Below are 22936 nucleotides of genomic sequence, written 5' to 3'. Positions count from 1 at the left end.
CGGGCGGGCGCGAGGGCCTGCTCGGGCTGCGGTGTGGTGGTCATGCTCGGATCAGTCGCGCTGCGTGGCGGGGCGACGAGCGAACGCGAGGCCGACGAGGCCGGCGACGACGAGCCCGGCGATCGCGAAGGTCCACGCGGACGACCCGCCGTCGGAGACGAGACCGACCTGGCCGGCGTTCACCCCGGACGGGTTGCTGTGCAGGCCGGTGATGGTCTGCGTGGCGAGGGCCAGGGTGGACGGCGACGCGGTCGCGTTGCCCCAGGCGTAGACGATCGTGCTGGTGCCCTCGACGATCGGCACGTCGGCCGGGCCGAGCAGCGCGGGCGTCGTGGTCCCCGTGGCGGTCACGCTGGCGGACACCGTGCCGGCGGGGAGGTTGAGCACCTGCTCGTTCGGGTTGGTGAGGTTGGTGATCACGGGCGTGGTGCCGGCGAGCACGTCGACCCCGGGGGCCGCGGCGACGTGCCGGACCGTGAGCCGGCCCTCGCCGGCGGCCGTGGTGGAGATGTCGTTGGTGAACAGGGTGGCGGTCGGTGCGGCTGCGGCGTCGAGGTGCGCGACGGCCGTGTAGTTCTTGCCGGCCTCGAGCGCGAGGTCGACCGGGCCGATGGCCGGTGAGCTGGCGTCGGCCGCGTCGGCTGCCGTGATGGCGACGGTGTACGTGCCGGCGGGCAGGTCCAGCGGGCCGGCGAGGGAGCCGGGCGTGAAGTCGTCGAGCGTGCGCTCGCCGTTGACCCAGACGTCGACCGTGAGGCCGGGGACACCGTGCAGGACGGACAGCTTGGCGGGGTCGGCCGCGTTCGCGGGGACCGCGGCGAGCGTGACGAGGGCGAGCGTTCCGGCGGCGATGCCGGAGAGAAGACGTGTGCGCATGGTGCGTCCTTCGAGGACTGGCCCGGTGGGGTACCCCCGAGCGGCCGATGTGCTGACACCCCCTCTTCGGCCGCCTGCCCGTCCGTGGATGCACTAGGCGCCGGCGGCTTCCGCGATCGCTGCCGCCAGGTCCGCCGGGCGCGAGAACATCGGCCAGTGGCCGGTCGGCAGGTCCACGTAGGTGAGGTCGGTGCTCTCGCCCAGCTCGGTGTGGAACGGCGGACCGCCGTGGGCCATCGTCTTGATCTGCTCCGACGGGATGCTGGTGCAGATCGCCGTCACGGGGACCTCGAACCGGCGCGGGTCGCCGACGTGCACCGCGCCGCGCACCACGTCCGCGGGGTGGGGGACGGCGCGGCGTCGGAACTCCGCGAGGCCGTCCTCGTCGATGCCCTCGGTGCTCGACCCCTGGGCCGCGAACTCCTCCCAGCTGGGCAGCGGCACCTCGACCTCCTCGGTCGCGGAGGCGTCGATCGCGGCACCGTCCTCGAGCGGGCCGGAGTCGACGTAGATCGCGCGCCGGATGCGGTCCGGTCGCCTGTCGACGACCTCGCCGACGAGCGCACCGCCACCGCTGTGCCCGACGAGGACGACATCGCCCGCGAGGGAGTCGACGAGGTCGGTGACGGCGCGGACGTGGTCGGCGCGCGTGATGCCGGCGCGGTCGGCGCCGGGCTCGACCCCGGGGAGGGTCGGCGCGTGCACGTCGAGCTCGTCGGGCAGGGCGGAGACGACGTCGTCCCACGCCCAACCGCCGAGCCAGAAACCGGGGACGAGGATCAGTGAGGTGGTCATGGCTCCAGCGTGAACCCCGGCCGGTGACACCAGGATGTCACCTTTGTGTCACCATGCTGGAACCATGAACCGCACCGACCGTCTGTACGCGCTCGCGGAGGAGCTGCGGCGCGTCGGCCGCGCCGGGACGACGAGCACGCGGCTGTCGCGGCTGTTCGAGGTGTCCCCGCGGACGGTGAAGCGGGACGTGTCGGCGCTGCAGCAGGCCGGCCTGCCGGTCGTGGCGCAGGCGGGCCTCGGCGGCGGCTACGTGCTCGACGCGTCCGTCGGCCTGCCGCCGGTGAACTTCACGCCCGCGCAGGCGGTGGCCCTGGCGCTCGCGGTCCGTGCGCTGCCGGCGGGCAGCCCGTTCGGCACCGACGCCGAGGCCGCCCGCGCCAAGGTGCTCGACGCGCTCCCGCCAGCGGACCGGGCACGCGCCGACGAGCTCGCCGGTCGGGTCTGGTCGCGGCCGGACCGGGCAGGGGACGACGTGCCGCCACAGGTGCTGCGGGGGGTCGAGGAGTCGATCGGGCGCCGCCGGGTGCTGGCCGTCGAGTACCGCCGCGCGGACGGCACCGTCAGTCGCCGTCGCATCGAGCCGGTCGTCCTCGCGCGCACCGAGGGCACCTGGTACGTCGTGGCCTGGTGCCAGTCCCGGCAGGACCTGCGGTGGTTCCGGCTCGGGCGCATCCTGCGTGCGGACCTGACGCCGGAGGGCTACGAGCCACGCCCGGTCGCCGACATCGGCACCGCCCCGCCCGACGCGCGTCCGGTGTCGTCGCGCCCGTCGGACTGAGGTCGCGAAACACCGTGCGCCCGCGCGGGGCGCGCACTAGGTTGGGCGCGCTCCCACGCCCCGGCCGAAGGAGGGCGCCCATGCTCCGGTCCTGGTACCGCACCGCGGTCCTGCCCCGCCGGGACATCGCCCGCCTGCTGCCCACGGCGGGCGCGGGCCTGGTCGTCGGACTCGCGGCGCTCAACCTGGTGCTCGGCCTCCTGCCGGTCGCGTTCGTGCTGGCCACGAGCGTGGTGGTCGGGCAGGTGCCTGCGGCCGTCGACGGCGGCACGGGGTCGGCCGCGTGGGGTGACCTGGTACGGACGTTCGTGCTGGCGGCGGTCCTGTTCCTGGCCCGGCAGGTGCTCGCGCCCGTGCAGACCGCGCTGGGCGTGCGGATGCAGCGCCGGATCGACGGTGCCCTGCGCGACCGGGCGCTGCGCATCGCCCTGCGCTCCACCAGCATCGCGCCGATGGAGGACCAGGCCACCCTCGAGGCCCTGACGGAGGCGACGAGGGAGTTCGAGGCCGACTTCCGCAGCCCGGGAGCGTCGGCCGCGGGACTGCTCGCCCTCGTCGCGCGGTACGTGCAGCTGCTCGGGTTCGCCGCGGTCATCGGTGCGGTCGTGTCCTGGCCGGCCGCGGCGGCCGTCCTCGCCGCCACCCTGGTGTTCCGGTACGGGCAGCGTGGCGGGCTGCGGCGTTACTCCCAGGTGTGGAAGAACGTCATCGGCTTCCGCCGGAGGTCCGTGTACCTGCGCGAGGTGGCCATGGGCCCGGCGGCCGCCAAGGAGATGCGGGTGTTCGGGCTGGCCGGCTGGTTCACCGACGAGTACAGCGACGCCACCCGGCGGATGCTGGACCCGGTCGCCGCCCGGCGTCGGCAGATCTACCTGGTCCCCTATCTCGTCTACACGGCGATCGGGCTGGTGGTCGGCGCCGCGGTGCTGGTGTCGATCGGGCGGTCGGCGGCCGCGGGCGAGATCACCCTCACCGCTCTGGCGCTCGGCATCCAGGCGGTCGTCGCCGCGATCGCGCTGGGCGAGTACTACCCGGAGTCGGACGTGCAGACGCAGTACGGCATGCAGGCCGTCGCGGCGCTGGCCGAGTTCGAGCAGCGGATGGACGCGGCCGAGGCGCGGCTGGGCTCGTCGGGACCCGGACGGCCCGTGCCGCCGGGTGCCCCCGAGGCGTCGGTGCGGTTCGAGGACGTGCACTTCACGTACCCGGGCAGCGGTCGCCCTGTGCTCGACGGCCTCGACCTGGACCTGCCGGCGGGCCTGTGCACCGCGATCGTCGGCGTCAACGGTGCCGGCAAGACCACGCTGGTGAAGCTGTTGACCCGCCTGCACGAGCCCACCGCGGGCCGCCTGACTGTGGACGGGACCGACCTGGCGGACCTCGACGTCGTCGCCTGGCGCCGCCAGGTCAGCGTGGTCTTCCAGGACTTCGTCCGGTACGAGCTGTCGGCGGCGGACAACATCCTCGTCGGCGCCGTCCACGCCCCGCGGGACCCGGCCGTGGTCCGGGGTGCCGCGGAGCGGGCCGGGATCGCCGACGCCATCGACGCCCTGCCGGCCGGCTTCGACACCACCCTGTCCCGCGCTTACGAGGGCGGCGCCGACCTGTCCGGGGGCCAGTGGCAGCGGATCGCCATCGCCCGCTCGCTGTACGCGCTCGAGGCGGGAGCGCGGCTGCTGGTGCTCGACGAGCCGACCTCGGCGCTCGACGTCCGCGCGGAGGCGGACTTCTTCGACCGGTTCGTCGAGCTCACGCGGGGAGCGACCTCGGTGCTCATCTCGCACCGGTTCTCCAGCGTGCGCCGGGCGGACCGGATCGTCGTGATCGACGCCGGCCGGGTGGTCGAGCAGGGCACGCACGACGAGCTCGTCGCGGCCGACGGGCACTACGCCCGGCTGTTCCGGTTGCAGGCGGAACGGTTCGCCGCCGGGCTGGACGCCGACGGGAACGCGGTGGACGCATGAGGCAGACGGCGCAGGGGAGCTGGGCGCTGCTCCGGCTGGCGGCGAGCATCAGCCCCGGCAAGCTGGTGCTCTCCGCGGTCCTGATGGTGCTGCAGTCGGTGGCGCTTCCGCTGGCCGCGCCCGCGCTGGCCGCGCTGACCGACGCCGCCGTGGCGGGGGACGCCCGGAGTGCGTCGGTGGCGGCGGTGCTCGTCGCGGTGCTGGTCGTCGCCGCGCTCACGGCCGGGCACTTCGCGCACATCTTCTACTTCGAGCTGGGCGACGAGGCGGTGATGCGCCTGGAGCGGGACCTCATCGGCCTCTCCCACGACTCGCCGGGGATCGAGCACCACGAGCGGCCGGAGTACGCGGACCGGCTGCAGGTGCTGCGCACCGAGCTGGACCGGTCGGGCTGGGGCTCCATGCAGGCGCTGCTGTCGGCGATCGGGCTCGGCGTCGCGCTGCTCATCACGGGGGTCCTGCTGGCCCAGCTGAACCCGTGGCTGCTGCTCCTGCCGCTCGCCGCCGTGCCGCCGCTGGTCCTGGGCCGCCGTGCGGAGAGCGTGCTGGGTGCCGCGCGGACCGCCGCCGCGACCGACAACCGCCGCGCGCGCCACCTGTTCGTCCTGTCGCTCGACGCGTCAGCCGCCAAGGAGCTGCGCACCTGCGGGCTGGGCGAGGAGGTGCGCTCCCGGCTGGCGCGCTCGTGGGACGCGGCGACGGCCGTGCTCTGGGCGGGGGAGGTGCGCGCGGACGCCCTGCGCGCCGCCGGTCAGCTCGCGTTCGCGGTCGCGTACGTCGCCGCGACCCTGCTCGTCCTGCGCGACGCCGTCGCCGGCCGGCGCACGGTCGGTGACGTGGTGCTGGTGATCACGCTGGCGTCGCAGGTGAACCAGCAGGTCACCGCCGCGGTGACCATCCTCCAGCAGCTGCAGCGGGCCGCCCGGACCATGACCGACCTCGCCTGGATGCGGTCGCTCGTGCAGGCACAGACCGTGCAGGGGTCGTCGGTCCCCGCCCCGGACGTGCTGCGCGTCGGCATCCGGTTCGACGGAGTCTCGTTCACCTACCCCGGGACGGACGCTCCGGTCCTGGAGGGCGTCGACCTCGTGCTGCCGGCCGGGACCAGCGTCGCCATCGTCGGCGAGAACGGTGCCGGCAAGACCACGCTGGTCAAGCTCCTGTGCCGGTTCTACGCACCGACGACCGGCACGATCACGGTGGACGGCATCGACCTGCACGACCTCGACCCCGTGGCCTGGCGGGACCGGACGGCGGCGGGCTTCCAGGACTTCTGCCGGTTCGAGCTGCTCGCGCGGCAGAACGTCGGCGTCGGGGACCTGCCCCGGATCGGATCCGACGACGCGGTGCTCGGCGCCCTGGACCGGGCGCACTCGGCGGACGTCCTGGACAGGCTGGAGGACGGGCTCGACACGCAGCTCGGCACCAGCCACGCGGACGGCGCCCAGCTGTCCGGCGGGCAGTGGCAGAAGCTCGCGCTCGGCCGGGCGATGATGCGTGAGCAGCCGCTGCTGGTGGTGCTCGACGAGCCGACGTCGGCCCTGGACGCTCAGGCGGAGCACGACCTGTACGAGCGGTACGCGGCCCACGCGAAGGCCGTCGGCGCGACCACCGGGGCGGTGACGCTGCTGGTCTCGCACCGGTTCTCGACCGTCCGCATGGCCGACCTGATCCTGGTCGTCGCCGACCGCCGGATCGTCGAGTCCGGCTCGCACGAGGAGCTGGTGGCGCGCGGCGGCCTGTACGCCGAGCTGTTCGGGATCCAGGCGGCGGCGTACCTCTGAACCCCTGCGCGTGTGGGCGGCGACCGGCAGACTGGCAGCGCTCCGGGACGGACCGGGCGAACCGACCAGCAGGGGGATGCATGGACAAGGGCACGGCACGCGAGGTCAAGGCGCAGGCGACGGACTTCGCTCGGGAGCTGTCCGAGCGGGTGGTGCGGCCGTCCGACGTCGCCGACGGTGGCCTGGCGCTGGCCATCGGTCTCGCACCGCAGCCCGACGGCTCGTACGCGCTGGCGGTCCGCTACCGCCTCGGCCTGCCGTCCGTCCGGAGCATCGCGCGCAAGGTCGTCGCCGAGGTCGGGCAGGACGTGGACGTCCGCCGCACGGGCCGGATCTCCACCCTGGCCGACGACCCGTCCAAGGTGCGGCCGCGCCCCCCGGTCATCACCGCCCGCGCCCTGGGCGAGACGGGCCGCGTGCGCCCGCTGCGCCCCGGCATCTCGATCGCCCACGTCGACGTCACCGCCGGCACGCTCGGCGCGTTCGTGCACAAGGACGGGGTCGTCCACGCGCTGTCCAACTACCACGTGCTCTCGGGGCGGCCGGAGGCCCAGGTGGGTGACGTCATCGTGCAGCCCGGGCCGGCCGACGGCGGGCGTGCGCCGCGGGACCGGGTCGGCACGCTGGCCGCGCGCGTGGAGCTCGAGCCCGGCGGCGACGCCACGGTGGACTGCGCGATCGCGCTCCTGGACGACCAGGAGGTGGACCCGGAGTACCCGGTCGGCCGGATCACCACCACGGCGGTCGTCCTGGGCGGCGAGAAGGTGAGCAAGATCGGGCGCACGACGTCGATCACCTACGGGCACGTGACGGCCATCGAGCTCGACAACGTGGTCGTGGGGTACGGCGACGAGCTCGGGGAGCTGAGCTTCGACAACCAGATCGAGGTCGAGTCCACGGGGACCGGTCCGTTCTCCCGCGGGGGCGACTCCGGCTCGCTCGTGTACCGCGAGGACGGGGTCGCCCTGGGTCTGCTCTTTGCAGGCTCCGAGTCGGGGGGAGAGAATGGCACCGGGTTGACGTACATCAACCCCATCGATGCCGTTCTGGACCGGCTCGGGGTCACACTGGTCTGACGATCGTCGGACCAGCCGCCCCCGCGGCCGTCACGGTCGGCGGGAGGCGGGACACCATGGCGGACCTCGAGCAGGCCCGGGCAGCGAAAGAGCACCTGCGCATGACGTTGAAGGGGCGCCCGGACGTGCGAGGGATCGGCATCGCACGGGCCTCCGACGGGTACCAGCTCCAGGTGAACGTGTCCCGAGGCCCCGGTCCGGACCTGCCGGGTGCGGTCGACGGCGTGGACGTGCGAGTCCGCGTGGTCGGCGCTGTCCGGGCGAGCGCCTGACAGCGTCCCTACCCGTCCGCAACCGTTGTCGCTTCCCCAGGACGGGTGATCTCACGGACCTCTCATCCGTCTGCGTCGCTCGGGGTGGGGTCGAGGGTCGATGATGGGCGACGTGACGCGACCAGGCACGGCCGCTCAGGGTGCGCGCGCGGGAAGCAGGTCAGCCGCGGGCCTCGTCGGCGTGCGCGCGCTCGCCCTCGCGGCACACCGGCTGGAGCGCTGCCGGTCCGTCGAGGAGGTCGCCCAGGTCGCAGGGTCCACGGGCGTCGAGATGCTCGACGCCAAGAGCGTCGCGATCTGCCGGATCGACCAGGACACCTGCCGCGTGCTGCTCGTCGAGCCCGCGCCCACCGACCCGCGCGCGGTGTGGATGGCCCGGGCCTCGTACCGCGCCGCCGATCGCCCCGCGCTGCGTGCCCTCATCCGGGACCGCTCCAGCTGGGTGGCCCACGCCCGCACCGTGCACGACGAGCTGACCGTGCCGGACGACCCCGACGCGGGCGACCCGGTCGAGGTGGACACGCTCAAGGAGCTCGACGCCTCCACCGCGCTCGCGTCGCCGCTCGTGGTCAACGGCAGCGTCTGGGGTTCGATCTACGCGGTCCGGATGCGGCCGGGTGCTCCGTTCCGGGTCGACGACATCGCGCGCGCGGAGGTGCTCGCAGCGCTCGTCGCCGGTGCGATCGCGCGCGTGGACCTCGAGGCGCAGGTGCGCCACCTGGTCGCGGACGACCCGCTGACCGGCCTGGCCAACCGCCGGATCGCCGACGCCGAGGCCGAGGCGGCGCTCGAGTCCGGCCAGGAGACGTGCATCGTCATGTGCGACGTCGACGGGCTCAAGCGGGTGAACGACGAACTGGGGCACGACACCGGCGACGACCTGCTGCGGTCGGTGGCGGACGTCCTCAGCCGCGCGTCCGCCGCGCTGCCCGGGTCCACCGCCGCGCGCATCGGCGGCGACGAGTTCTGCCTGGTCACCGTCGGGCGCCGGCGCGCCGAGGTGGCGGACGTCATGGCCGCGACCATCGCCGAGTTCCCCCTGCCGCACGGCGCCGCGATCTCCTACGGCATCGCCTCCACGGCCGTGACCGGGTCGGTGTCCGCACGGCACCTGTTCCGCCAGGCCGACACCGCGCAGTACAAGGCCAAGCGGGCTCGTGCGCGGGCGCTGCGGTCGATGGTGCCGGCCGCGGCGGACCCCGCGGTCACCGCCGAGCGCGTGCTGGTGGCCGGGACCGCCGCGATCGTCGCCGCGCAGTCCGGCGTCGTCCCCCGCCTGTGCGCGTTCGCGGCGGCCGCGACCGAGACGCTCGGCGGGTCCGCGTGGGCGGTGCTCACGCGCCGCAGCCCCGACGAGCCGCCGTCCGCGGTCGCCCGCGGCGGCAGCCCGGCCGAGCTGGGCGTGGAGTCGTCGACCGCCGTCGTCATCCACGATCTGTGGCAGGTCGAGATCGGCATGTCGGCGACGGCCGCCACCGGCGAGGTCGTCGCGACCTCCCTGGACGCCCTCGCGGCGGTGGCGGTACTCGGAGCGCGCTGAGCGCCTGCGGCGGCTCCGCGGTCGGGGTCAGCCGTGCAGCGGCAGCGTCAGGGTGGCCGGTGCGCCCTCGACGAGCCGGATCGGCACGCCCCAGTCCTGCGCGTTGAGGTGGCATGCGGGGTACTCGATCGCGGGGTCGGCGTCGCAGCTGGCCGCGTGCGCGGTGACGTGCAGGACGCCCTCGGTCACGGTCGGGTCCAGCCGCAGCACCCGGTCGAGCGGGACGTCGTCGCCGGCACCCTCCAGCAGCAGCCCCGGCGGGGTCGACGAGACCTGCAGACGGGTGGATGGGCCGTAGCGGTCGTCGTACTTCTGCCCGGCCGCCGGGGTGAACACCACGTCGAGCCGCACCTCGCCCGGCGCCAGCTCGGTGACCGGGCGCTGCGTGCGGTGGCTGCCCGAGTCGAGGATCTGGCCGACCAGCGTGGCGGGCAGGGCGATCCGCGTGAGCCGGTGCGCCGCGGACTCGACGACCAGCAGGGTCGAGCCGCCGTCGAGCACGACGATCCCGCTGGGCTCCGCGAGGTCGGTGGCCAGCGTGCTGACCTCCCCGTCGGCATACCGGCGGACGGCGCCGTTGTACGTGTCGGCGACGACCACGGAGCCGTCGGGCAGGACCGCCACGCCGAGCGGGTGCTGCAGCCGCGCCTCGGCGGCGGGGCCGTCGCGGTGGCCGAAGTCGAAGAGCCCCTCGCCGACGACCGTGTGCACGGTCCGCTCCACCGGGTCCACCCAGCGCAGCGCCGAGGTCTCCGAGTCGGCCAGCCAGAGCCTGTCGTCCGCCCCGACGGCGAGCCCGGACGGCTGCGCGAACCACGCCTCGTGCAGCGGACCGTCGAGCAGCCCCTCGTTCATGGTGCCGCCGAGCAGCTCGATCGAGCCCTGCAAGTCGTCGAACGCCCAGAGCGTGTGGTTGCCGGCCATGGCGACGACGAACGCGCCGAGCGGCTCCGACCAGGCGACGTCCCAGGGGGAGGACAGCTTGTGCCGACGAGGGCCGGGGACGAACGTGCCGGTGCCGGCGGTGAGTCCCGCGACGGCGTCGCCCGGTTCCCCGATCACCGGGATCGACGCGAGCTCCTCGTCGGCCTCGTCCTCGTCCGACGCCAGGAAGTTGTCGGCCGCGCCGACCATGTACTGCTCGCCGGTCCCGGCCACGGTGGTGACCGCCCCGTCGGCGAGCCGGAGCCCGCGCAGCGCGTGGTTGACCGTGTCGGCGACGAGCACGTCGTACCCGAGAGAGGGCCGCAGCTCGTCGGGGACCAGGCACAGGCCGTTCGGCTCGCTGAACCGCGCCTCGTCGGGGCCGCCGTCGACCAGCCCGCGCTCGCCCGAGCCGATGCGGCGGACCAGCGTCTCCCCGTCGGCCTCCAGCTCGGCCAGGCTGTGGTGCCCGGCGTCCGCGACCAGCAGGCGCCCATCGGGGAGCACGATCGCCTTGGCGGGGAACCGGAGCGTGCCCTCGGCCGGCGCGGGGGCCACGTACGGCCCGTCGCCGCGGTGCAGCGTGCCCTTGGCCTCGTGCTCCGCGATCAGCTCACCGACCAGGATCTCTACGTTGCGCTTGTGCCCCTCGCCGGCCATCTGCGCGACGACGTAGCCCTCGGGGTCGATCACGACGAGCGTCGGCCAGGCACGCGCGGTGTACGCCGACCACGTGACCAGCTGCGGGTCGTCCAGCACCGGGTGGTGAACCTCGTACCGCTCGACGGCGGCGGCCAGCGCCACGGGATCGGCCTCGTGCACGAACTTGGGCGAGTGCACGCCGACGATCACCAGCACGTCGCGGTGCTGCTCCTCGAGCTCGCGCAGCTCGTCGAGGACGTGCAGGCAGTTGATGCAGCAGAACGTCCAGAAGTCGAGGATGACGATCTTGCCGCGCAGGTCGGCCAGCGTCACGTCACGGCCGCCGGTGTTCAGCCACCCCCGCCCGACCAGCTCGGACGCACGGACCCGGGGCAGTCTGCTCTCACGCACGGGACCATTCTCACCGACTCCGGTCAGGTCAGAGCGCGTTGTCCGCCTCCGGGAGGCCCCGGCGGGCGGACTCGACGAGGGCCGGCAGGCCGAGGATCGGGACGCCGTCGGGCTGCGGGTCGCCGGTCCACGTGATCGCCCCGATGCCGGACTCGACGGCCTCCTCGCCGAGCAGCGCGTCCAGGAACAGGAACGTCACCTGCCCGCGGACCTCGTCGGGCGCGTCGGCGAAGGCCGGGTGGCTCACGGCGACGTGCACCTGACGACCGTCGACCTGCGGGACGACGGTCATCGAGGCGATGTCCACCTCGGTGTCGCCGAAGCGCAGCGTGGTGCCCGCAGGGTTGGCCACCGGCTGTCGGAAGGCCGCGTACTCGAACGCGTCGTCGGGTGCCGGGGCTGCGGCGAGCCACCGCTGCGCGAGCTCCCGCAGGTCCGGGTCGCCCGCGGCGGTGACGACGAGCACGTGCCGCGCGAGCCGGCCGGGCCCGGTCTCGAACGCGAGGCCCAGCGGGTCGATCCTGCGGGAGACGGACTTGGCGAACGCGTTCAGGTCCTGCGACGTCCGCGCGTCGTCGTCGAACACGGCCGCAGCCTGCTCGTGGCCCTCCGCCGACCACCACGACCAGAAGTCGGCGATGGCGGCGTCCTGGCGTGCTCGGACCTGCTCGGCAGAGCGGCGGAAGAGTCCCATGGCCGGGGAACGTAGCAGGTCGGAGCGGCCGATCAGGTGCGGTCGAGGACGTAGATGCGCGGGTGGTGGCCCTTGGCGAACACGCGCGTGGTGGAGCGGATCCGCCAGAGGGCGTCGGCGTCGCGCAGGCAGCGCTCCATGACCTTGACCTCGTGCGTGAGGACGACGAACCGTGCACCGGGAGCGGCGGCGTCGTAGGCGGCCCGGAGCATGCCGGCGTGCACCTCGGCGTTGGTCGCGTGCGTGCCGTGCAGGGTGCCCCACGGGGGGTCGGCGAGGAGCAGGTCCCAGCCGGTGCCGACCGCCTCGACCAGCGCGGGGCCGGTGCAGTCGGCGCTCAGCAGACGGGCGTCACCCGCGTGCGCGGCGGCTCCGAGGTTCTCCGTCGACGCGGTCAGGGCGTCGGCGGACAGGTCGACGCCCACGGCCTCGGCGGCGGGGCCGGCCATGAGGCGCTCGATCAGGAGCGTGCCGGAGCCGCACATGAGGTTGAGCACACGGTCCGTCGGCAGCACCTCACCGAGCCGCACCATCGCGGCCGCGATCGTCGCGTTCACCGCGCCGGGGTAGTCGGTCACACGCCAGCGGCGGGCGGACAGCGGCCGGGAGCCGAGCCGGACCAGGACGTCCCAGCCGGGGTCGCCGGACGGTCCGGGGCGCACGCCGCGGCGCACCCGCAGGACGAGCTCACCCTGGGCCTCGTCGTAGCGCAGCCCGGTGGCCTCGGCGAGCAGGTCGGCCAGCCGCGCGAAGACCGCGGAGTCGCTGCCCGCGGCCTCGAACCGGAACGTGGACGAGCTGCCGGTCCGCAGCGACGTGTACATGGCGTCGACGATCCGGGACAAGTGGTCCCCGCTGGTCAGCGACTTGGGGCGCGGGACGTCGAACCTCAGGACGAGGAACGCGGCGACCGCGGTGCGCAGGCCGAGCACGTCGGCCGGCGGCCCCCACGTCGAGACGTCGAGCGCGTCCTCCCGGCCGGGAACGGGCGTCGGCGCGCCGTCGAGCATGAGGACCTCGGCGGCCTCGTCGGCCACGACGTCCTCGAGCCCGGGCAGGAACGTCAGCTCGAGCGCCGTGGAGCGGCGGGCTGTCGGGCGGGACCGCGGTCGTCGTTCGGACGGGTGGCTGCCGTGGTGGGCGGGGGGTGGTCCGCCGCGCGCGCGCTTGGCCACCAGGTCAGGCCGGCACGGGGACAGGTGCAGCGGCGTCTGCTCCGACAGCCCTGAGCACGAACGCCTCGGTCTGCTCGATCGCGCGCTCGCGCTCGGGCCCGTCGGAGGGCACGCCGCGTCCGGAGAGGCAGGCGTTGACCAGGGGCACCGTGACGTCGAGGTCCTGCGGGGGGAACGCGCCCGACTCGATGCCGGCCGCGAGGATGCGCCGCAGGATCTGCTCGACCACCATCACGTGCTCGCGGACGCGCTGCTGGGTGCCGCGCGAGAGGACCGACCGCAGCTCCGGCCCGGGCGCCAGGTGGTAGACGCGGGTGAGCGCGGCCTGCTGACGGACGTAGGTCTGCAGCTGCTCGGTCGGGTCCTCGATGTCGTCGAGCGCACGCTGCAGCGTGGCCGCGTACTGCTCGGTCTCGTGCGTGATGAACCCGAGCAGGAGGGACTCCTTGTCGGGGAAGTGGTTGTAGACCGCTGTGCGACCGACGCCCGCGGCGGCCGCGATCTCGGCGAGCGTGATGGCGTCGAACCCCTGCTCGGCCATCAGCGCGGAGAGCGCCGCGAAGAGCTTCTGGCGCGTCTGCTCCCGGTGCTCGTGCAGGGAACCGCCGATGATCTTGGGCATCGTGACATCATCGCACGTTCTGTCACTAAAGTCGTACGGCCGAGTGGCCGGGATCTTCGTACACTGCGTACAGCGCGGGGGCCGGTCGGCCACCGCGCGCGTGCATGTTCTCGACGACGAAGTCGAGGGGAGACCGATGACGGAGCTCGCCGACGCCGCACGGCTGCGCGCTGCGCACGAGCGGTTCGTCACCACCGGCCGCGCCCCCGACCGCACCGTCCGGACCCTCGTCGCCGACTCGTGGCGCCGGAGCCTGCGCAGCGGGGTGGACCCGGAGGTCGAGAACGCGCCGGTGGACATGGCCGGGAACGCGCTCGACGGGTACCGGAACGGGCTCCCGCTCGCGGCCGCGATGCCCGTGGTCCGGGAGCTCCTGGTGGCCCCGGGGTCCGGCGCCGGCTGGGTCACGGCCCTCACCGACGACGTCGGACGCCTGCTGTGGGTCGAGGGCGACCGCGCGCTGCGCGACCGGGTCGAGGGTGTCGGGTTCGTCGAGGGTGCGGTGTGGCGCGAGGACCTCGCCGGCACCAACGCCCCCGGTACCGCGCTCGCCACCGACCAGCCGGTGCAGGTGGTGGGCAGCGAGCACTACGCGCGCAAGGTCCAGCCGTGGAACTGCACGGCCGTCCCGGTGCACTCCCCGACGGGTCAGGTGCTCGGGGTCCTTGATGTGACCGGTGGGCCGGCGGTGGCGTCGGCCCTCGTCATGTCGCTGGTGCGCGCGACGGTCGCGGCCGTCGAGGCCGAGCTCGCCCGGGTCGTGGCCCGCCCGTTCCTCGTCGCGCGGTCCGCGCCGACCCCGTCGAGGCTGCGGGTGCTCGGCACGCCGCTGCTGCACCTGGGCGGCTCGGACCTGCGCCTCAGCCTGCGGCACGCGGAGATCCTGCTGCTGCTCGCGCGCCATCCGAGCGGACTGTCCGCCGACGAGCTCGCCGTGCTGCTCAGCGAGCACGAGCTCTCCGACGTCACCGTCCGTGCCGAGGTGTCACGGCTGCGCCGGCTCGTCGGCCCGCTGCTCAGCGAGTCGCGCCCCTACCGGCTGACCGGACCGCTGCGCACCGACGCCGACCGTGTCCAGGAGCTGCTCGCGGCGGGCGACCCCGACTCCGCCCTGGCCTCGTACCCCGGTCCGGTGCTCCCGCGGTCGGTGGCACCGGGGGTCGAGCGGATCCGCGAGGACCTGTCGGCCGACCTGCGGGCCGCGGTCCTGGCCAGCCCCCTGCCGGGCGTGGTCAGCCGCTGGGTCGCGTCCGACGAGGGCGCCGACGACTGGCAGGCCTGGGAGCGTCTGGCGTGGCTGGCGCCGAAGGGCTCCCCGGTCCACGTGCGCGCGGCGGGGCGCCTCGACCTGCTGGGCAGACGGCTCGGTACCCGGCCGCCTACACGCTGACCGCTCTGCAACCCTCCTGCAACCCTGCCCGACCTAGCGTCCGAGACCGGACGCGGCAATGGTGCCGCGGCCGCGGGCGCCCACCCTCAGGGCGCGCCCGCTGACCTGCCAGGAGGCGCGATGACCGTCTACGCAGCACCCGGGACGCCCGGGAGCATCGCCACGTACCGCGACCGTTACGACCACTGGATCGGTGGCGAGTTCGTCGCCCCCGCGGCCGGCCGCTACTTCGAGAACCCGAGCCCCGTGACCGGCCGGACGTTCTGCGAGGTCGCGCGCGGCGACGCCGACGACATCGAGCGGGCGCTCGACGCGGCCCACGGTGCGGCGCGCAGCTGGGGCAAGACCTCCCCGACCGAGCGCGCGGTGATCCTCAACAAGATCGCCGACCGCATGGAGCAGAACCTCGAGATGCTCGCGGTGGCCGAGTCGTGGGAGAACGGCAAGCCGGTCCGCGAGACCCTCGCGTGCGACATCCCGCTGGCCATCGACCACTTCCGCTACTTCGCCGGGGCGATCCGCGCGCAGGAGGGGTCGATCTCGCAGCTCGACGAGGACACCGTGGCGTACCACTTCCACGAGCCGCTGGGCGTGGTCGGCCAGATCATCCCGTGGAACTTCCCGATCCTCATGGCCACCTGGAAGCTGGCCCCGGCGCTCGCGGCGGGCAACTGCGTGGTGCTCAAGCCGGCCGAGCAGACGCCCGCGTCGATCCTGCTGCTCATGGATCTCGTCGGGGACCTCATCCCGGCGGGCGTGCTCAACATCGTCAACGGGTTCGGGGTGGAGGCCGGCAAGCCGCTGGCGTCGTCGCCGCGGATCCGCAAGATCGCGTTCACCGGCGAGACGACGACCGGGCGGCTGATCATGCAGTACGCGTCGCAGAACATCATCCCGGTGACCCTGGAGCTGGGCGGCAAGAGCCCGAACCTGTTCTTCGAGGACGTCGCGCGCGAGCAGGACGAGTTCTACGACAAGGCGCTCGAGGGCTTCGGCATGTTCGCGCTCAACCAGGGCGAGGTGTGCACGTGCCCGTCGAGGGCGCTCATCCAGGAGTCGATCTACGACGGCTTCCTGGCCGACGCGATCACGCGCACCGAGGCGATCGTGCAGGGCAACCCGCTGGACACCGAGACGATGATCGGCGCGCAGGCGTCCAACGACCAGCTGGAGAAGATCCTCAGCTACATCGACATCGGCAAGGCCGAGGGCGCCAAGGTGCTCACGGGGGGCGGGCGCCGGCACCTCGACGGCGACCTCGCCGACGGCTACTACGTGCAGCCGACGATCTTCGAGGGCAAGAACTCGATGCGGATCTTCCAGGAGGAGATCTTCGGCCCGGTGGTCGCGGTGACCAGCTTCTCCGACTACTCGGACGCCATCCACATGGCCAACGACACCCTGTACGGCCTCGGTGCCGGCGTGTGGACCCGGGAGGCGAACATCGCCTACCGCGCGGGCCGGGACATCCAGGCGGGTCGCGTCTGGACCAACTGCTACCACGCGTACCCGGCGGCGGCCGCGTTCGGCGGCTACAAGGGCTCGGGCGTCGGCCGCGAGAACCACAAGATGATGCTCGACCACTACCAGCAGACCAAGAACCTGCTGGTGTCGTACTCGGGCGCCAAGCTCGGCTTCTTCTGACCGAGGACGTCGGCCGGGCGACGGGTGGAGGGGATCCGTCGCCCGGCCGGCTCAGAGAGGGGGACCTCGTGGGCGTGCCCGACCGGGTCGACCTGACCGGCGCCGCGGCGACCCTGCTGCGGCAGCTGCGCGCGCAGCACGGCGAGCTGATGTTCCACCAGTCGGGGGGCTGCTGCGACGGCTCGTCGCCCATGTGCTTCGCGCAGGGCGACTTCCTCACGGGCGACGCCGACGCGTACCTGGGCGACCTCACGCTCGGTGACGGCGGCGTCGTGCCGTTCTGGATGAGCAAGGCGCAGTACGAGTACTGGAAGCACACGCACCTCACGGTCGACGTGGTGCCGGGCCGCGGCGCCGGGTTCTCGCTGGAAGCCCCCGAGGGCGTCCGGTTCATGATCCGGTCGCGGCTGCTCACCGACGACGAGGTGGGGGACCTGCGCGCGGCCGGCGTGCTCTGAGGGTGGCGGGAACTGCATGGTCGATGGCGGACGATCGGGCGGTCCGTCGTCTAGCGTGCCGTGCATGAGCAACGAGGAGATCCAGCCCGACACCAAGGACTGGACCTGGGTCCTGTCGCAGCGCTGCCCCGAGTGCGGGTTCACCGCCACGGACGTCGCCGGTCCGGCGATCGGCGCCACGGTGCGGGACCTGACGCCGCGATGGGTGTCCGCGCTGCACCGCCCGGACGCGCGGGACCGACCGGCGCCGACCACGTGGTCGACGCTGGAGTACGGCGCGCACGTGCGGGACGTCTTCCGGATCTTCGACGGACGCCTCGAGCTTCTGCTCACGCAGGACGACCCCCTGTTCGAGAACTGGGACCAGGACGCCACGGCGGTCGCGGACCGGTACGACCTGCAGGACCCGCTGAGGGTCGCCGACGAGCTGGTGGACGCGGCCGACGTGATCGCCGACCGGTTCGACTCGGTGGCTGACCAGCAGTGGGACCGCGCGGGACGCCGCTCGAACGGATCGGAGTTCACCGTGCGGACGCTCGGGCAGTACTTCCTGCACGACGTGGTCCACCACCTGCACGACGTCCGCGGCTGAGTTGTCCACAACTTCCGTCCACACCCGTGTGCAATATCGTTTAGGTTGTGGATAACCGCGTGACCAGCCTCGACTCGCCGAGAAGGCGCGCCGCGACGTAACACGCCCGCATCACTACGTGTGTACCGTCCGGCCGCATGAGCCTGCCGCAGGTCGTCCTCCCGGGGGAGCTCGACGGCCGCCACGTCCTCGTCGTGCCGCGGGGCACCGACGTCGTCGCCATGGCCACGGCGTGGTTCCCCGAGACCGCGTGGACGCGAGAGCCGGTGACCGCCGCGCAGGCGACGGCGAGCGCGCGACCCATGACCGGTGCACGGTTCCGCGGGATCGTCGCCGACGTGGCAGAACCCGCTCCGGGTGTGCTCCGGCTGGACGGGGCGGCCTCGCTCGAAGGCCCGACGCCGGCCGGGCACGCGGTCGCGCACGCGGCGGGGCTGTCCGCGCAGGATGTCGACCTGTACGCCCTCGTGCCCGCCGACCCGAGCGTGGCGCTCGACGTGGTCTACGGCTGGATGTCCGCCGCTGCCCGCCGCGCCGCGGGCAGCATCGTCCCCGCGGAGCGGACCCAGGTGGTCGTCCCCGACCCCGGCTCGGCGATCGACCTCACCCTCTGGTCACCCGTCCCGCTGTCCGCGCAGGACGCGCTGCCCCTCGTGCGGCCGGCGATGACCGGTGCCCGGGTGGGTCCCACCGACGTCCCGCACCCGCAGCAGGCCGAGGGGAACGCCGGCCCTCCCACGTTCTCCGTGACCGCGACGTTCGAGTACGACGGTGCGATCACCGTGAAGACGGGCCGGTCCAGCGAGGTGCCCGTGGCGCTGTCGCGGCTGGACTGGCGCGAGTTCGGGCCCTGGTCGTACCACGTCAGCTGGCAGCCGCCGGAGCCGGCGGAGCTGCGCAACGAGCACCCCTCCCAGCTCCACCTGATCGCGCGCTCGCGGGTGGAGCCGTCGATCGCCCGCGTCGCGGCGGCGCTGTGGCGGGCTGTCGGCGGGACGGTGGTGGACAGCGGCGGGTTCGTCGTGACGCCCGACGAGCTGCGCGACCGGGCGACCGCGCGCCGCTAGGCGAACGGCTCGCTGCCGGACGGCACGAGGTCGACGGAGACGGTCAGGCGCGAGCCCGAGCCCTCGGTGAAGATGACCCCGCGCAGCGGCGGCACGTCGTCGTAGTCGCGGCCCCAGCCGAGCAGCACGTACCGGTCGTCCACCAGCTGGTCGTTGGTGGGGTCGACCTCCACCCAGCCGGCGCCCGGCACCCACGCGGACACCCAGGCGTGCGAGGCGTCGGCACCCCGCAGCTTCTCCCGGCCGGCGGGCGGGCGGGTCTCGATGTAGCCGCTGGAGTACCGCGCGGGCAGCCCGTGCAGGCGCAGCGCCGCGATCATCAGGTGCGCGAAGTCCTGGCAGACGCCGGCCTTCTGCGCGAGCAGCTGGGCCTGCGTCGTGTGCACGGTGGTGGAGCCGGACCGGTACGCGATCTCGGTCCGGATCCGGTGCGCCAGCTCGACGAGCACCTCGACGACCGGCCGGTCGGTCTCGAACGTCGGGGCGGCCCAGTCCCGGACCTCGTCGGCGAACGCCACGTGCGGGGACGGCAGCAGGGCCTCGCGCAGGTCGACGATGCTCGGGTCCAGCCGTCCGACCTCGCCCGCGGCCACGCGCCGCGCGACCTCGTGCCAGCCCACGGTCGGCAGCGCCGCGGGGTCGGGCGCGTGCCGTGTGACCTCGATGGTGGAGCGCGCGGTCACGACGAGCCTGGTGTGCGGCGTCGTGACCCCGAAGTACGTCGTCCGGTTGCCCCAGTAGTCCACGTGCGCGGCGGTGTCGGCGGGGGGCGGCTCGATCTCCACGGTCGTCGACAGGCACGCCTGCCCCGGCACGTCCCGGGGGGTCATCGTGGTGCGGCCGTAGGAGTCCGTCACCACGTTCGCGTAGGTGTACGTGGTGCGGTGCACGAGGTCGTAGGTGCGGGTCACTCGCCACCACCGTCCCGCGCGTCCCAGGGGTCCTCGAGCGCGCGGCTGGGGGCCAGCCGGACGAAGTGCACGCGTTCGATCTCGTCGGCCGCGGCGTGCAGCCGCCAGAGCATCGACTCGAGGGTCTCCGCCAGCCGCGCCCGCCGGCCGTCCTCGGTGACCGCTGCGGCGATCGCTGCCGGGTCCACCTCGGCGAGCAGGTCGACCACGTCGGACAGCAGGTGGTCGCGCTGGTCCGGTGCTCGGCCGGCGAGCGGGACGAGGGCCAGCGACTCCTGCAGGCGGTCCAGCTGGTAGGCCAGCGACCGGGGGTTGGTGGGGTCGAGGAGCAGGAGCTCGAGCACCTCGGCCAGGCCCGCGCCGGTCTGGTGCCGGCGGCGGAACGTGATCGCCGACTCGTGCGCCAGCAGCACGGACTCGCGGACCACCGAGTCGACGTCCGCCGGGCGCTGCTGCACGACCGTGGCCAGCAGGCTCTCCACCAGGTGCTGGGCGCGCTCGATGCGCCGACCGGCGTCGAGGAACTGCCAGCCGACGTCCCGCACCAGCCCCTCGGCGGTGATCCCGGCGATGGCGAGCAGCCCTTCCAGGACCTTGTCGAGCGCGGGCCGCAGGCCTGCCGTCGCGGTGCTCCCGCTGACGACGCCGAGGTCGAGCGAGTCCGCGCCGGGGGTGCGGCCACGGGTCTTGTTCCGCTCGTCGCGCAGCGCGCGCTCGATGCGGGCGAGCGGACCGAACGTGTCGGTCGAGAGCTGGTCGCGGACCGCGGCGGCCGACGCGGCGAGGCGACGGATCGAGCGGGCGACCGTGCCGGTGGCCTGCGGGTCCAGCACGAGGTCGCGGAAGCCCGGGGACGTCTGCTCGGTCGGGGTGAGGGACGAGATGAGGACGGCGAGCGCCCGGCCACCGGCGGACGCCGGGCGCTGGTGGAAGTCGTCCCACCGGTCGACGACGACGCGCAGCACGCGGCTGGAGTCCTCGGCCCGCTCGGCGTAGCGGCCCATCCAGTACAGGTTCTCGGCGGTGCGCGGAGAGATGCCGGTGGCCGGGCGGCGCTGCGCGGGGACCTCGCCGGCGGCGGACTCGTCGGACGGCACCCACGGCTCGACCGGCGCGTCCGGCTGGGTGGAGAGCACCCACACGTCCTTGGCGGCGGCGCCGAGGGCCGACGAGACGACGTGCCCGGACGCGACGCGCGCGAGCCCGCCGGCCATCACCGTGTACGTCTGCCGGTGCGCCACCGCGTACGTGCGCAGCACCGCGGCGCGCGGCCCGAGGTCGGCGGGTCCGATGCCCTCGGCGGACGGCAGGTCGCTGCCGACGCCCACCGGTGCACCGTCGATCGTCGGCCCGGCCGGGCCGACCGGCTCCTGGCCCACCCACAGCCACGGCTCCGCGCTGATCCGCGCCGCCAGCTGCTCGCGCTCCCGGTGGCTCAGGGTCCAGCCGAGGATGGTGCCGACGTCGGTGCCGCGCACGGTCGGCAGGATCACCAGCTGGTCCAGCCGCGTCAGCACGTGCTGGAGCGACCTCGGCTCACCGCACCACCACGTGGGGGCCGACGCCAGCGCGAGGTCCTGGTCCAGCACCGCGTTGGCCAGGCGCGGGAGGTAGGTGAGCAGGGCCGGGTTCTCCAGCACCGAGCTGCCCAGCGGGTTGACCACGCTCACGGCACCGGCACGCACCGCCCGGACCAGTCCGGGGACGCCCAGCCGGGAGCCCTGCCGCAGGTCCAGCGGGTCGCACCACTCGGCGTCGACGCGCCGCAGGATCACGTCGACCGGCTCGAGGCCCTCGACGCCGCGCATCCACACGCGGCCGTCGCGGACCAGCAGGTCGGAGCCCTCGACCAGCGGCAGGCCGAGCATGGACGCCAGGTAGGCCTGGTCGAACGCGGTCTCGCTGGACGGCCCCGACGTCAGCAGGACCACCCGCGGCTGCTCGGCCTGGCCGGGGGCGACGGCCCGCAGCGCCAGCCGCAGCGCACGGAAGAACGGGCCGAGGCGCTGGATCGACGCCTGCCGGTACACCCCCGAGAGCACCTGCGCCACGATGCGCCGGTCCTCCATCGCGTACCCGACGCCCGACGGCGCCTGCGTCCGGTCGGCCACCGCGCACCAGGCGCCCGCCGCGTCGCGCACCAGGTCGGTGGCGGTGAGCACCAGCTCCCGGCCGCCCGGCAGCCGCAGCCCGTCGACCGCGCGCACGAACCCCGGGTGGCCCAGCACGACCGTCGGGGGGAGCAGCCTGTCGGTGAGCAGGAGCCGGTGGCCGTAGGCGTCCTGCAGGATCGCGTCCAGCAGCTCGGCGCGCTGCACCAGCCCGGCGTCCAGGCGGGCCCACTCCGGCTCGTCGACGATGACCGGCAGGGGGTCCAGGTGCCAGGGGTGCTCGCCGTCCTCCTGGTCCGCGCCGTACGTGACGCCGTGGTCGGCGAGCAGCCGCTCGGCCTCGTCGCGAGCGCGCGCCAGTCCCGACGCGCTCGGGATGTCCGCGGGGTCGGGGAGCCACGACCAGTCGGCTCGGTGGTCGACCGCCCCCGGCTCGCCCAGGGGGCGCGGGGAGGAGAGCAGGTCGGTCACACAGAGGAGTGTGTCTTACGAGCGCGTCAGGTGCGCAGGTCGGCGCGCTGTGGGTGCCCGGGTGGAGACTCGGTCCCACGAGCACCGAGCACAGGAGGCGTCGATGGGCAGGGATGCGGTCACGGGCTGGGTGGAGCGGTACGAGCACGCGTGGCGCACGCAGGACGTGGACGGGCTCGACCGCCTGTTCGCGGAGGACGCGCGGTACCTGCGCTCGCCGTACGACCCGGAGCCACTGGTGGGGATCGAGGCGATCCGCGGGTTCTGGGTGGACCCCACGCCGTTCACCATGACGGCCGAGGTCATCGCGGCCGACGGGCAGGACGCGGTGGTGCGGGTGGAGGTGCAGTACGGCGGCGACAAGCCGCAGGAGTACAAGGACCTGTGGGTGCTGCGCTTCGGGCCGGACGGGCGCGCCGAGCTGTTCGAGGAGTGGGCGTACTGGCCGGAGAAGACGTACTCGGCCTCCGAGGACGCCTGACCGCGGCTCAGTGCAGCAGGCTGACGATCTCCCACGACCCAGGGTCGGGCTGGAGGGCGATCCGGTCGCGTGCGAGGGCGAACGCTTCCTCGGGCGTCGAGACGACACCGCTGGCGTGGAAGGTGGTCGCGGTGCTCAGCACGCTGTAGAAGGGGCCCAGGGGGTTCCCGTCATCGTCACACTTGCCGACGGCGACGATGAACGCCTGGTGCATCAGGTCGGGGGTGGTGTCGGTGAGGAGCGTCACACCCTAGTCAT

At 73.9% G+C, this 22936-nt stretch carries 21 protein-coding genes; 12 read left to right on the top strand and 9 right to left on the bottom strand.

Features of this window, described 5'->3' with window-relative positions; translation table 11 throughout:
- Positions 1-51: 51 nt before the first annotated feature.
- Together AC1DXT_RS17720 and AC1DXT_RS17715 are read right to left on the bottom strand one after the other, a co-directional pair.
- Positions 52-876, bottom strand: a complete 825-nt coding sequence (locus AC1DXT_RS17720; protein ID WP_477062616.1) for a DUF4397 domain-containing protein — start codon at positions 874-876, stop codon at positions 52-54.
- Between the two features lie 93 nt (positions 877-969).
- Positions 970-1671 (bottom strand): alpha/beta fold hydrolase, encoded by a 702-nt coding sequence (locus AC1DXT_RS17715; RefSeq protein ID WP_477062615.1) that lies wholly within the window; start codon positions 1669-1671, stop codon positions 970-972.
- Between the two features lie 64 nt (positions 1672-1735).
- Between AC1DXT_RS17715 and AC1DXT_RS17710 the strand changes: the two genes are divergently transcribed.
- The 6 genes from AC1DXT_RS17710 to AC1DXT_RS17685 all read left to right on the top strand — a co-directional run bounded on the left by AC1DXT_RS17710 (position 1736) and on the right by AC1DXT_RS17685 (position 9085).
- A complete protein-coding gene (locus tag AC1DXT_RS17710) occupies positions 1736-2449 on the top strand; it encodes a helix-turn-helix transcriptional regulator (RefSeq protein WP_477062614.1) in 714 nt (237 codons plus the stop codon).
- Positions 2450-2529: 80 nt separating this feature from the next.
- Positions 2530-4413, top strand: a complete 1884-nt coding sequence (locus tag AC1DXT_RS17705; protein ID WP_477062613.1) for an ABC transporter ATP-binding protein — start codon at positions 2530-2532, stop codon at positions 4411-4413.
- Positions 4410-6197, top strand: coding sequence for an ABC transporter ATP-binding protein (locus AC1DXT_RS17700; protein ID WP_477062612.1), 1788 nt, complete (start codon positions 4410-4412; stop codon positions 6195-6197). Before AC1DXT_RS17705 ends, AC1DXT_RS17700 begins: the two co-directional genes overlap by 4 nt.
- 80 nt (positions 6198-6277) lie before the next feature.
- Positions 6278-7273, top strand: a complete 996-nt coding sequence (locus AC1DXT_RS17695) for a chymotrypsin family serine protease (protein ID WP_477062611.1) — start codon at positions 6278-6280, stop codon at positions 7271-7273.
- Between the two features lie 56 nt (positions 7274-7329).
- Complete coding sequence (locus tag AC1DXT_RS17690; RefSeq protein ID WP_477062610.1) at positions 7330-7545, top strand: hypothetical protein; 216 nt, start codon at positions 7330-7332, stop codon at positions 7543-7545.
- 103 nt (positions 7546-7648) lie between these two features.
- The gene (locus tag AC1DXT_RS17685; RefSeq protein ID WP_477062609.1) at positions 7649-9085 is read left to right on the top strand and encodes a GGDEF domain-containing protein; all 1437 of its coding nucleotides are present in this window, start codon (positions 7649-7651) and stop codon (positions 9083-9085) included.
- A 27-nt stretch (positions 9086-9112) separates the two neighbouring features.
- Here the strand turns inward: AC1DXT_RS17685 and AC1DXT_RS17680 are convergent, their stop codons facing one another.
- The 4 genes from AC1DXT_RS17680 to AC1DXT_RS17665 are packed head-to-tail and all read right to left on the bottom strand — an operon-like array spanning position 9113 to position 13553.
- Positions 9113-11062, bottom strand: coding sequence for an NHL domain-containing thioredoxin family protein (locus AC1DXT_RS17680; protein ID WP_477062608.1), 1950 nt, complete (start codon positions 11060-11062; stop codon positions 9113-9115).
- A gap of 28 nt (positions 11063-11090) precedes the next feature.
- Positions 11091-11756, bottom strand: coding sequence for a hypothetical protein (locus AC1DXT_RS17675; RefSeq protein WP_477062607.1), 666 nt, complete (start codon positions 11754-11756; stop codon positions 11091-11093).
- 32 nt (positions 11757-11788) lie between these two features.
- Positions 11789-12931, bottom strand: a complete 1143-nt coding sequence (locus AC1DXT_RS17670) for a methyltransferase (RefSeq protein WP_477062606.1) — start codon at positions 12929-12931, stop codon at positions 11789-11791.
- A gap of 4 nt (positions 12932-12935) precedes the next feature.
- Positions 12936-13553 (bottom strand): TetR/AcrR family transcriptional regulator, encoded by a 618-nt coding sequence (locus tag AC1DXT_RS17665; RefSeq protein ID WP_477062605.1) that lies wholly within the window; start codon positions 13551-13553, stop codon positions 12936-12938.
- 136 nt (positions 13554-13689) lie between these two features.
- Between AC1DXT_RS17665 and AC1DXT_RS17660 the strand changes: the two genes are divergently transcribed.
- The 5 genes from AC1DXT_RS17660 to AC1DXT_RS17640 all read left to right on the top strand — a co-directional run bounded on the left by AC1DXT_RS17660 (position 13690) and on the right by AC1DXT_RS17640 (position 18704).
- Positions 13690-14943 carry a sigma-54-dependent transcriptional regulator family protein gene (locus AC1DXT_RS17660; RefSeq protein WP_477062604.1) on the top strand — a complete coding sequence of 418 codons (1254 nt, stop codon included), beginning with the start codon at positions 13690-13692 and terminating at the stop codon, positions 14941-14943.
- A 120-nt stretch (positions 14944-15063) separates the two neighbouring features.
- Positions 15064-16587: an acetaldehyde dehydrogenase ExaC gene (exaC, locus tag AC1DXT_RS17655; RefSeq protein WP_477062603.1), complete on the top strand. Its 1524-nt coding sequence runs from the start codon at positions 15064-15066 to the stop codon at positions 16585-16587.
- 68 nt (positions 16588-16655) lie between these two features.
- Complete coding sequence (locus tag AC1DXT_RS17650; RefSeq protein ID WP_477062602.1) at positions 16656-17045, top strand: DUF779 domain-containing protein; 390 nt, start codon at positions 16656-16658, stop codon at positions 17043-17045.
- Between the two features lie 64 nt (positions 17046-17109).
- Positions 17110-17637 carry a DinB family protein gene (locus tag AC1DXT_RS17645; RefSeq protein WP_477062601.1) on the top strand — a complete coding sequence of 176 codons (528 nt, stop codon included), beginning with the start codon at positions 17110-17112 and terminating at the stop codon, positions 17635-17637.
- A 137-nt stretch (positions 17638-17774) separates the two neighbouring features.
- Positions 17775-18704 (top strand): hypothetical protein, encoded by a 930-nt coding sequence (locus AC1DXT_RS17640; protein ID WP_477062600.1) that lies wholly within the window; start codon positions 17775-17777, stop codon positions 18702-18704.
- Here the strand turns inward: AC1DXT_RS17640 and AC1DXT_RS17635 are convergent.
- Together AC1DXT_RS17635 and AC1DXT_RS17630 are read right to left on the bottom strand one after the other, a co-directional pair.
- On the bottom strand, positions 18701-19615 hold the full coding sequence (locus AC1DXT_RS17635; RefSeq protein WP_477062599.1) for a transglutaminase family protein: 915 nt from the start codon (positions 19613-19615) through the stop codon (positions 18701-18703). The two genes, AC1DXT_RS17640 and AC1DXT_RS17635, sit on opposite strands and share 4 nt — an antisense overlap.
- The gene (locus AC1DXT_RS17630; protein WP_477062598.1) at positions 19612-22197 is read right to left on the bottom strand and encodes a circularly permuted type 2 ATP-grasp protein; all 2586 of its coding nucleotides are present in this window, start codon (positions 22195-22197) and stop codon (positions 19612-19614) included. Before AC1DXT_RS17630 ends, AC1DXT_RS17635 begins: the two co-directional genes overlap by 4 nt.
- A gap of 103 nt (positions 22198-22300) precedes the next feature.
- Between AC1DXT_RS17630 and AC1DXT_RS17625 the strand changes: the two genes are divergently transcribed.
- Positions 22301-22678, top strand: a complete 378-nt coding sequence (locus AC1DXT_RS17625) for a nuclear transport factor 2 family protein (protein ID WP_477062597.1) — start codon at positions 22301-22303, stop codon at positions 22676-22678.
- A 7-nt stretch (positions 22679-22685) separates the two neighbouring features.
- Here AC1DXT_RS17625 and AC1DXT_RS17620 read toward each other — a convergent pair whose 3' ends face one another.
- Positions 22686-22925, bottom strand: coding sequence for a hypothetical protein (locus AC1DXT_RS17620; protein ID WP_477062596.1), 240 nt, complete (start codon positions 22923-22925; stop codon positions 22686-22688).
- Between the last annotated feature and the right edge of the window lie 11 nt (positions 22926-22936).

It is taken from the genome of Cellulomonas sp. P1_G12_2 (assembly GCF_056405535.1).
This window is presented reverse-complemented; position numbering and strand designations above follow the sequence as displayed.